This is a genomic window from Ramlibacter sp. 2FC, from assembly GCF_005503345.1.
Lineage (GTDB): Bacteria > Pseudomonadota > Gammaproteobacteria > Burkholderiales > Burkholderiaceae_C > SCMQ01.
Genome location: NZ_SCMM01000055.1, coordinates 20,604 through 29,791 on the forward strand (window position 1 = coordinate 20,604; position 9,188 = coordinate 29,791).

Annotated in this window: 11 protein-coding genes; 6 read left to right on the plus strand and 5 right to left on the minus strand. The window is 61.9% G+C overall.

The features are described from left to right. Nucleotides 1–197: 197 nt before the first annotated feature. Nucleotides 198–452 carry an AbrB/MazE/SpoVT family DNA-binding domain-containing protein gene (locus tag FFS10_RS19120; protein ID WP_137896147.1) on the plus strand — a complete coding sequence of 85 codons (255 nt, stop codon included), beginning with the start codon at nt 198–200 and terminating at the stop codon, nt 450–452. Beyond that, the gene (locus tag FFS10_RS19125) at nt 446–766 is read left to right on the plus strand and encodes a type II toxin-antitoxin system PemK/MazF family toxin (RefSeq protein ID WP_137896149.1); all 321 of its coding nucleotides are present in this window, start codon (nt 446–448) and stop codon (nt 764–766) included. Before FFS10_RS19120 ends, FFS10_RS19125 begins: the two co-directional genes overlap by 7 nt. Nucleotides 767–793: 27 nt before the next feature. Here FFS10_RS19125 and FFS10_RS23585 read toward each other — a convergent pair whose 3' ends face one another. The 3 genes from FFS10_RS23585 to FFS10_RS19140 are packed head-to-tail and all read right to left on the minus strand — an operon-like array spanning nt 794 to nt 2,320. Beyond that, nucleotides 794–1,666 (minus strand): hypothetical protein, encoded by an 873-nt coding sequence (locus FFS10_RS23585; RefSeq protein ID WP_249931356.1) that lies wholly within the window; start codon nt 1,664–1,666, stop codon nt 794–796. A gap of 22 nt (nt 1,667–1,688) precedes the next feature. Then, a complete protein-coding gene (gene vapC, locus FFS10_RS19135) occupies nt 1,689–2,081 on the minus strand; it encodes a type II toxin-antitoxin system tRNA(fMet)-specific endonuclease VapC (RefSeq protein WP_212744157.1) in 393 nt (130 codons plus the stop codon). Between the two features lie 5 nt (nt 2,082–2,086). Next, nucleotides 2,087–2,320 carry an antitoxin gene (locus FFS10_RS19140; protein WP_137896153.1) on the minus strand — a complete coding sequence of 78 codons (234 nt, stop codon included), beginning with the start codon at nt 2,318–2,320 and terminating at the stop codon, nt 2,087–2,089. A gap of 253 nt (nt 2,321–2,573) precedes the next feature. Between FFS10_RS19140 and FFS10_RS19145 the strand changes: the two genes are divergently transcribed. The 4 genes from FFS10_RS19145 to FFS10_RS19160 all read left to right on the plus strand — a co-directional run bounded on the left by FFS10_RS19145 (nt 2,574) and on the right by FFS10_RS19160 (nt 7,016). Continuing rightward, entirely contained in the window at nt 2,574–3,515 is a 942-nt protein-coding gene (locus FFS10_RS19145) for a GSU2403 family nucleotidyltransferase fold protein (protein ID WP_137896155.1), read from the plus strand. Between the two features lie 147 nt (nt 3,516–3,662). Beyond that, a complete protein-coding gene (locus FFS10_RS19150) occupies nt 3,663–5,225 on the plus strand; it encodes a hypothetical protein (RefSeq protein WP_137896157.1) in 1,563 nt (520 codons plus the stop codon). A 24-nt stretch (nt 5,226–5,249) separates the two neighbouring features. Beyond that, on the plus strand, nt 5,250–5,960 hold the full coding sequence (locus tag FFS10_RS19155) for a class I SAM-dependent methyltransferase (RefSeq protein WP_137896159.1): 711 nt from the start codon (nt 5,250–5,252) through the stop codon (nt 5,958–5,960). Nucleotides 5,961–6,017: 57 nt separating this feature from the next. Then, complete coding sequence (locus FFS10_RS19160; protein ID WP_137896161.1) at nt 6,018–7,016, plus strand: glycosyltransferase family 2 protein; 999 nt, start codon at nt 6,018–6,020, stop codon at nt 7,014–7,016. Between the two features lie 16 nt (nt 7,017–7,032). Here the strand turns inward: FFS10_RS19160 and FFS10_RS19165 are convergent, their stop codons facing one another. Together FFS10_RS19165 and FFS10_RS19170 are read right to left on the minus strand one after the other, a co-directional pair. After that, nucleotides 7,033–8,475, minus strand: a complete 1,443-nt coding sequence (locus FFS10_RS19165; RefSeq protein WP_171016182.1) for an O-antigen ligase family protein — start codon at nt 8,473–8,475, stop codon at nt 7,033–7,035. Nucleotides 8,476–8,617: 142 nt separating this feature from the next. Beyond that, nucleotides 8,618–9,188, minus strand: a 571-nt coding sequence (locus tag FFS10_RS19170) for a LytR C-terminal domain-containing protein (RefSeq protein WP_212744156.1), incomplete at its 5' end; no start/stop codon positions are given.

Consider the following 9,188-nt stretch of genomic DNA (forward strand, 5'->3'; position numbering starts at 1 on the left):
GAAGGCGGGAAGTTTGCCATATAGAACCCGGCACAGGTGCTGCGCACCGTCGGCGAGACGCCTGTCGGAGTACCCAACCACGATCACCCGGCCTTCGACATCCCTGACACTGCGCGGCACAGAGCCATACCAGGAATCCCGGGTGGCCGCTGCGGTGGTATCATACTAGTCATAACATTGTTATTACATTGAAGGCTATGCACGTAGCGATCAGAAACATCGGGAACAGCAAAGGCGTCGTTCTGCCCAAGCCCGTTCTTGCCCAAGCCGGCCTGGACATCGAGGCCGGCGTCGAGATGTCCGTCGAAGACGGCACCATCATCCTGCGCAAGCCCACCCGTTCCGTGCGGGCGGGCTGGGCGGCTGCCGCGCAAGCACTGGCCGCGGCCGGAGGCGATGGATTGCTGATGGGCGAATTCGGCAACGAGGGGGATGCGGAGCTGGTCTGGTGAGGCGCGGCGACATCTGGCTGGTCAATCTCGACCCCACTGTCGGCAGCGAGATCAAGAAAGCCCGCCCCTGCGTGGTCGTGTCGCCGCCGGAGCTCAACGACCACCTGCGCACCGTGATCGTGGCGCCGATGACGTCCAAGGGTTTTGCGGCACCGTTTCGGATCCCGGTGACCCACGCCGGCACCAAAGGACTGATTCTGCTTGACCAGTTGCGTACAGTCGACAAGGTGCGCTTGTCGAAAAAGTTGGGCTCGGTCTCGGCGAAGACACTAGCCGCGGCGCTGAACACCTTGCAAGAAGTTTTCGCGCGGTAATTCGCGCCGCACTTTTTGGGGCCGCCGTCACCGCGTCTTGATGTACGCCCCGTACAGCGCCGGACTCAGATCGCGCAGTGCCTTGCGCCTGGCCACGATGTCATGGTGGCGCCCTTGCCGCTCCAGACCCAGCAGCTCCACGAGCAGGCGCATGGCCTGCTCCGGCGGCCGGTGTCGCGACGCCTGTGCCGCTGCCAAGTCCTTGGCCAGCGAGGGCTGCTGCGTCAGCAGCCAGGCGGGCAACCAGGCCAGGTCGGCCTCATCGCCCGCATCGTCGAAATCCACCTCGAACCTCAGCAGCCACCGCGGCAGCTGCGGGTCCGGCGACCGGTCGGCCACCCGCGCAAAGCTGTGGGGCGACAGCCAGGACAGCTCCGCAAGCAGCGGCCAGGTGGACTGCAGCCCATGCAGCTGCAAAGACGCCTCGGCCATCCAGGACAGCGGCATGGGGATCCTGCGCCACGATGCGATGCCCGTCACCGCCTGGACGGCGGCGTTCCAATCGCCGGCGTGCAGCCACAGCGGCGCCGCATGCTCCAGACCGTGTTCGGGCTTGAAGGGCAGCGGCGCTGCGCGTTGCGCCAAGCCCTGCCATAGCGGTCCGAGCCATCGGGCAGCGGCGCTGCCGCCAAATGTTCGCAGAGCCGCTGGCACGATGCTTTCGAGCATGGCCTCGCGCGCCGCGCGCAGGGCCTGATGGTCGGCAAAGGCGCCCCGATCGCCCGATTCGATGACCTCGGCCAGCAGCTGCAGCGCCGGCAGGGATGGGTCCAGCGGGTTTTCCCGGGCCAACTGCTCACAAGCTGCGCGGGCAGCCTGCGCCTCCCGCCGCTCGAGCGCATGGGCCGCATCATTTCGCAGCATCACCTCGCGGCTATGTTCGAAGATGTCCAGTTGCATGGCGGCAGTCTGCTCGATATGGCTATTCTTCCGCCCAGTTCTGCAGTCGCAGTTCCGGCACCCGGGCAAATTCGCGGGTGTTGTTGGTCACCAGGATCGTGTTGGACGCCAGGGCATGGGCTGCGATCATGGTGTCAAGCGCACCGATGGCCTGGCCACGCCGCTCCAACCCCGCGCGCAAGTCACCGTAGTACCAGATGACCGAGTCATCGAAAGGCAGGATTTCAAGCGGTGCCAGAAACATTTCCAGTGCCTCACGGTTGCGCGCGGAGCCACTCTTTGCGACACCAAAAGCCAACTCGGCGGCGGTGACGCTGGAAATACCGACACTGCCTATGCGCTCCTGCCGGAACCGCTCCAAAACCTTCGCCGGCCGGGCGTTGATCACGTAAATGCAAATGTTCGTGTCGAGCATGTAGATCAAGGCCGGATCTCCTCGCGAGTCTGCACTGCGGGCTGTTCGCGGCTGATCTGAAAACCGGGCTCGAAGGCGGCCAACGCTGCATCCAGCATGTCCCAAGGCCTATCGATGGGGAGCAGCAGCACGCCGTTGCCGAAATGCCGCACGACCACCTCCGCCCCCGTGAAGCGGTACTCCTTGGGCAAGCGAACCGCCTGGCTGCGGCCCGATTGAAAAAGACGTGCGGTGTCCATTGCTTTACTACTCCCGGCCAAAGATGGCTACCAATGATAGCCATCAATCGACAAAAAGCAAGCCAGGGGTAATTCGATCAGCGCAGGCGACCCACCAACTCCAGGCCCAGCCGTCGTCCTTGCTCCATGCCAAGCTGCTCCCGCCCTGCGCCGAACTGGATCTCGGCAGCCTTGTTCGCCCAAAGAGTGAACTCTAAGTCATTGTCGTATAAAGAATGGCCGTATAAAATTGAAATTTGCAATTCGAACGGCCATGGACTACTTGCCCCTGCCCGACAACGCTGCCAGGCAGGTCATCGACTCGATGACGGTGTTCGACGAGCATCGCCGCGTCCAGGCCGAGGCAAGAAAGTATGTTGGAGGCATGTACTGGAAGCGGCAGGGCGAGCACGAGTATCTCGTGAAGACGGCGCCCGACAACCGACAGCAGCGCCTCGGGCCGCGGTCACCAGAGACGCTGCGCACATACGAGGCATTCACCACTCGCAAGCGGGAGACAGAGGCGCGGCTGAGGTCGCTGCGTGACGCGCTCAAGGAGGCCGAGCGGCTGAATAAGGCCGTGAAGGCCGGACGCGCGCCGAGCTTGATGGTTGCCCTGCTGCAAACGCTCGAAGACGCCGGCCTGGGTCAGCACTTCACGGTGGTCGGCACCCACGCACTGTATGCGTACGAAACAGCCGCCGGCGTGCGCATCGTGCAGGGAGCGCTGGCCACGCAGGACGTCGACTTGCTTTGGGACGCGCGGCGTCGGGTGCAGTTCGTCACCGACCTGGAGCGCATCGACGCCTCCATGCTGCGGGTCCTGCAGCGCGCGGACCCTACATTCCGGCGCAAGGAGATGCACAACGAAACCGCCATCAACGACCGCGGTTTCGAGGTGGACTTCCTGCGGCTCGTGCCTGTTAAGGGAGACCCGCATCCATTCCGGTTTTCGGATGATGAGGAGGACCTGTGGCCTGTGCAGGCCGCTCGGGCTTCCGTGCTGACCGACGCACCCAAATTCGAGCATGCCGTCATATCGGCCACTGGCAAGATGGCGCTCATGCACACCATCTCCCCAAGAACGTTCGTGGAGTTCAAGCGCTGGATGGCCGAGTCGGCACCGCAACGACCGCAAATCAAACGCCGGCGTGACCTGCGGCAAGCCGACATCGTGCAGGCTCTGCTTGACGAGGGATTGCTGACGCTTAAATGACGTGGCTGGCACTTGGTCGCATACCTAGAACTGGCGATATGCAAGCCAAAGCGGCGCACCTAACATACCAGTACCGTGGGGAGAACCGCTAAGCGCCACGCGTTCCCGTCGCCACGGACTTGCAGGCCCTAGGAGCAGTCGACTGCCATGAACGTCAAGTCCATTTTCATTGCCGGAGCAGGCAACACCGCAGGGCGGTCTGCCTGGCTTTTTTCCTGGCCGCTGATCGTCGGCTCACTGGTCTACTTGCTCGTCTTCTTCCACTGGGAGAAATTACTCCGAGACGGTGACACCTATTGGCATATCGCCGCCGGGCAGTGGATCCTCGAGCATGGCGCGGTTCCTGCCAAGGACCCGTTTTCCCACACCATGCGTGGCGCCGCCTGGACGGCCCATGAATGGCTGTCCGAGGTTGTCCTGGCCTTGGCTCACGCCGCCGGCGGCTGGAGCGCCGTCGTCGCGCTCACCGCCCTCGCCTTCGCCGTCACGGTCGCGCTGCTGGTGCGGGCCCTGCTGCAGATTCTGGAGCCGATTTACGCGCTGATGCTCGCAGCTCTGGCGGTGCTAATGACGACGGCCCATTTGCTGGCACGGCCCCACATTCTGGCCATGCCGCTGCTGCTCGTCTGGACTGTCGGCCTGGTGCGTGCCAGCGAGTCGGGCCGCGCTCCCAGCCTTTGGCTGCTACCCGTGATGACACTCTGGGCCAATATGCATGGCGGATTCACGTTGGGAATAGCCCTCGCCTTCGCCTTCGCGTTCGAAGCGCTGCTCGCAGCCAGACGCGAGCAGCGCGCCATGCACGCCGTCAGAAGTTGGGGGGGCTTCTTGATGCTGGCCGTGATCAGCGCGCTGCTCACGCCGCACGGCCTGGGCGGCATCTTGTTCACCTGGGAAATTTTCACGGAGAGCAGCTATGCGCTGACGCGGATCGGCGAATGGCGATCACCCAACTTCCATCGATTCCAGGCATTGGAGCTCTGGTTGCTCGCAGGCTTGGCCATGGTCATGCACCAGGGGCTGCGCTTGCCGCCGGTCCGCTTGGCCCTGCTGCTGGGCCTGATCCATTTGGCGCTCAAGCACGCGCGGAACGTAGAACTGCTCGGCCTGCTGACGCCGCTACTGTTCGCCACCCCTTTTGCAGCGCAGTGGGCCGCGGCCTCCAAGGCCAGACGACAACAGGATCGTGTGGACCACATGTTCCGCAGGCTCGCCGGACCTGCCGGCCACGCGGCACTTGCCGTCGGCCTCGGCTTGCTGCTGGGCTGGACGCTTTGGATCTCGCGCACTCGGCCGCCCAAGCCGCCGGAGACGGCCGCGCCCATTCTGGCCATCCAAGCTGGACGCAACGCGGCCATTCAGGGACCCGTATTGAACGAGTACCACTGGGGCGGCTACCTCATCTACATGGGCGTTCCCCCCTTCATCGACGGACGCGCCGACATGTACAAGGACGCCTTTCTCAAGGAATACCTTGACGCACTGGGTCTTACAACCAGGGATGGCCTGCAAGACCTGCTGGAAAAGCACCGCATCCAATGGACACTTTTGAAGCCGGGCAGTCCGCCTGTCACCCTGCTCGACCATCTTCCCGACTGGCGCCGCCTTTATGCGGACGAAAACGCTGTGGTTCATGTCCGCACGCAAGTATCCACTGGGGGAGAAAAACACCCTTCGGACCGTCGCCAGTCAGGCTTGGACCGGCAGTAAGGCCCGGAGCTCAAGGATTCAGCGATGGACCTCAAGGAAACCGACATTCTCGGATCCGCCATTGATCGCCACTGGTATTACGTATCCAAGGCGAAGGCGATGATGCGCCACATTGGCGCAAAGGTTCCGGAGAAGATATTAGACATAGGCGCCGGGTCCGGGTTTTTCTCTAAATATCTCCTTAAAAACTCAACTGCGCGCGAGGCTTGGTGCGTCGACATTGCATACGAGCATGACCATGACACCCGGTTGAATGAAAAAGAGATTCACTATAGAAGCGAAATCGGAACCACCGAGGCCGATCTGGTACTTCTAATGGATGTACTGGAGCATGTGGACGACGACGTTGGGCTGCTAAGGTTCTATGCCCATAAAGTGCCCCGCGGCGCAATTTTCTTGGTTTCCGTCCCGGCCTTCCAGATGCTCTGGAGCCAGCACGACGAATTCCTTGAACACAAGCGACGCTATACCATTCGTCAGTTGGAGGAAGCTGTTTGCAAGGCCGGATTGGAGATCAAGCACAGCGCTTACTTCTTTGGCATGATTTTCCCCATTGCCGCGATCATGCGACTGGCACAGCGGTACTCGAAACCACGCCCACCGCGCTCGCAACTCGTTCAGCATCACCCAATGGTCAACGCCTTCTTGAAAACCCTTTGTGACATCGAAAGTCCCTTGTTCAAGCTCAACCGAGTCGTGGGACTGACCGTGTTCTGCTTGGCACAAAAGCCATGAAAAGTTCACAAGCACGGCATTGATCAAGACCCCCTATCCGTGGAGCGGGTCGTCAGTATGAAAAAGCTCATTTCTATCGTCGTACCAGCCTACAACGAGGAGGCTGTACTCGCGGCCTTTCATACGCGCATGAGCGGCGTGTTCGACCAATTGATGGACTATCGCTGCGAGATGATTTTCGTCAACGACGGCAGCAAGGATGGCACTCAGGCCGTGATAGACGGACTGGCAAACACGGACGAGCGCGTCAGTACCGTCACTCTCTCGCGCAACTTCGGCAAGGAGGCAGCCATGACGGCCGGCCTCGACGTGGCCCAGGGTGACGCGGTGGCCATTTTCGACGCCGACTTGCAGGATCCTCCGGAATTGCTGTTGCAATTCGTCGCCCAATGGGAGGCGGGTTATGACGTTGTCTATGCCAAACGGTGCCAACGGGACGGTGAGACTTGGCTCAAGAGAGCCACGGCTCACATCTTTTACCGCGTGATCAAGAAACTCTCCAAGGTGGCCATCCCGCCCGACACGGGTGATTGCCGGCTCATGAGCCGGCGCGTTGTACAAGATTTGGGGCGGTTACGCGAGCAGCACCGGTTCATGAAGGGCCTGTTCGCCTGGGTTGGCTATCCCTCAGTGGCTGTCAGCTATCGACGCGATCCCAGGGCTGCGGGTCATACCAAGTTCAATTACTGGACACTATGGAACTTCGCCCTTGAGGGCATCACTTCTTTCACCATCGCGCCTCTCAAACTGGCCACATACCTCGGCACCATCTTTGCCATCGGTGCCTTTGCCTTGGGCGCCTGGATCATCCTCAAGACCCTGATCTGGGGCGACCCCGTGCGTGGCTACCCTTCGCTGATAGTCACCGTCCTGTTCCTCGGCGGCATCCAATTGTTTTTCGTCGGCATACTTGGTGAGTACTTGGGCCGGATTTTTGATGAAACCAAAGGCAGGCCGCTTTATCTGTTGGCTCAACACAGGCCTTCGCGGATCGGCACAGCCTGCGCCAAGCAAATGACCTGTCATGGCGAGTCGCCCCTTCGATCGACCACGTGAGTTGAACGTTACGCGATCAAAAGAGACCGTCTTGCCAAATCCTGGGCCGGTAGACGGGGTTGTCCTGCTCGACAGGCTGGCGCGTACTGAACCCCAGCACATCGGGCCACACGCTGCGTAGCAGTCCATAGATCAACAACAGAGTGACTGCTCCGCCCGCACAGCGTTTCAGGATCGACAAGCGAGGAGCCATGTTCTCCGCGGGCGAAGCACGCGACACCACCCAACCCCACGCGCAGCCGACGTAGAACCCAATCCAAAGCAGGCTGGTCGGCATCACGAGCAACCCAGAAACCAGGCCATCTACAAGAATGGCCCAACCTGTCACCAACCAAGCGGTCAGCGTGTCTTGATCTTGTGGCGCAATTTCGGTGCGCAGTTGCCAGAGCCGGCGCATGGCCAGCGCGACGGCTCCGATCAAGGCCAGCAGAGCCGGCAGCCCCCATTCGCTGCCGATTTGCAGCACCCAGTTGTGCGGATGCGCATTACCGCCGGAAAGGTCGCGGCCGTAGTGGGCAAAATGGGCGGGGCCGGCCCCCAGCCACGGGGTAGCCACCGTCATCTCCAGGGCACGCGACCAAAGCTGCAGTCGGCCCGACCCCGGATTGCCGATGCTGCGCTCCGCACCCGAGAAGAACAGGCCGAACGGCTCCATGCCAAGCGAGACCGGGATCAGCGCATACAAGACCAGGTACGCTGCCAACCCTCCCGCTGCGGACCAGAGCAAGGTACGGCACCACGGCGCCGCGGTCTGGCGCAGCAGCAGCCAAGTCATCGCGATGCCGGCGGCCATGCCCGTCAAGGTGCCGCGCCCTAGCCCGACGAAAAGCAGCATCCACCACAGCGCTGTGATCCCCCACCAAAAGAGCTTGCGATCGCGGCTCAGCATGCGTGCCGCCAACAGGCCGAGCAAGGGCAAAGAAATGGTCTGCACGTGGTTGAAAAACCGATAATTGTTGTAGCCCACAATTAGCTGGCGCGGCGAGGGTCGAACACCCGCCTTGAGCCATGAGAGATAGACCAAGATCTCGAGCAACAGGTAGGCCGCACACGCGAGCCCCGCTGCCAGTAGCAGCTTATCCAGCAGCGCCTCGCCCCGGGAGCTGACCTGGGATGCCACGACCCAGCTCATGCCCAGCATCAAAAGTAGGTTGACCCATTCGAAAAATGCATGGCGTGGCGAATGAGCCAAAGCACTGGACACTAAGCCTAGCAGCAAGAAAAGTCCCAGCAAGCTGACAATCTGCCGGTCCCATAGCAAGGGGCGCGCCGCGCCGCGTACCCACTGCCTTACGCCAACGAGCAGCGCGAACAGCGCACAGGACGTCTGGACCAAACGCTGGTTGTCGTAGAGCCCTGCGCCCTTGACCAGCGGAAAGACCAGAAAGGGGCTGACAAGCAGAGATACCGCCACCCAGACCAAGAAAACCGATGTCCAAGGAGACGCGCTGCTGCTCAAGTTCGAGCATTCCGGACAAGCTAAGCCGTCAATGGATCGAGCTTCCGATTTCGCTGCCGGTGTGTCTTGCCTCATCAATGACCGAGCCCGTTGCGCCATGGATGGCACGGGCAGCAGTCCCTGCCACGACCTGCCTGCGGGCTCACACCCAGATCCAACCGTCATCCTTGCGCGACGCCACTGCCTGCGGCTCCTGCGCGACCTGATCCAGCCAAGCCGTGACGGCCTTGGCCGTGAGATCGTGACCCAACACCAAGCGCATTTGTATCCCTGGCTGCAGGTGGCCTATGGCAACAACCTTGGCCGCCACGGGGAGGTGTGCCTTCAGCGCCTGCGCCATCTGCTCCTGGCCTGCGCCGAACTGGATCTCGGTGGTGGCTTGACGATAGGGTTTGGCATTGGTCAGCCGTGCCGCCACCAGGCCCGTGGAGGCCAATCGGTCAGCCGTGCGACGGGCCAAGCGGGTGATTCCTACGCCGTTGGAAACCTCCAACCGCACTCCGCGCAGGGACTGCACGGCAGGGATGGTGGCGGCAACCTGCTGAATGGCCGCTGCCACCGGTGGCGGCGGCGCCTCGATGCTCGAACTCGCCGCTGGTTGAAGCGCGTAGACCTGGGGTGCCACTTGGACGACGTGTGGACCCGCTGCATGCTCTGCATACTCATCAGCCTGCGCCTGCTGCGGCATGGAAACCCCTACCCCTACCCCTACC

Bases quoted from the DNA above. Each gene is read 5' to 3' on its own strand.
- FFS10_RS19120 (WP_137896147.1), top strand. From the start codon at position 198: ATGCACGTAGCGATCAGAAACATCGGGAACAGCAAAGGCGTCGTTCTG.
- FFS10_RS23585 (WP_249931356.1), bottom strand. From the start codon at position 1,666: ATGCAACTGGACATCTTCGAACATAGCCGCGAGGTGATGCTGCGAAAT.
- vapC (WP_212744157.1), bottom strand. From the start codon at position 2,081: ATGCTCGACACGAACATTTGCATTTACGTGATCAACGCCCGGCCGGCG.
- FFS10_RS19140 (WP_137896153.1), bottom strand. From the start codon at position 2,320: ATGGACACCGCACGTCTTTTTCAATCGGGCCGCAGCCAGGCGGTTCGC.
- FFS10_RS19145 (WP_137896155.1), top strand. From the start codon at position 2,574: ATGGACTACTTGCCCCTGCCCGACAACGCTGCCAGGCAGGTCATCGAC.
- FFS10_RS19150 (WP_137896157.1), top strand. From the start codon at position 3,663: ATGAACGTCAAGTCCATTTTCATTGCCGGAGCAGGCAACACCGCAGGG.
- FFS10_RS19155 (WP_137896159.1), top strand. From the start codon at position 5,250: ATGGACCTCAAGGAAACCGACATTCTCGGATCCGCCATTGATCGCCAC.
- FFS10_RS19160 (WP_137896161.1), top strand. From the start codon at position 6,018: ATGAAAAAGCTCATTTCTATCGTCGTACCAGCCTACAACGAGGAGGCT.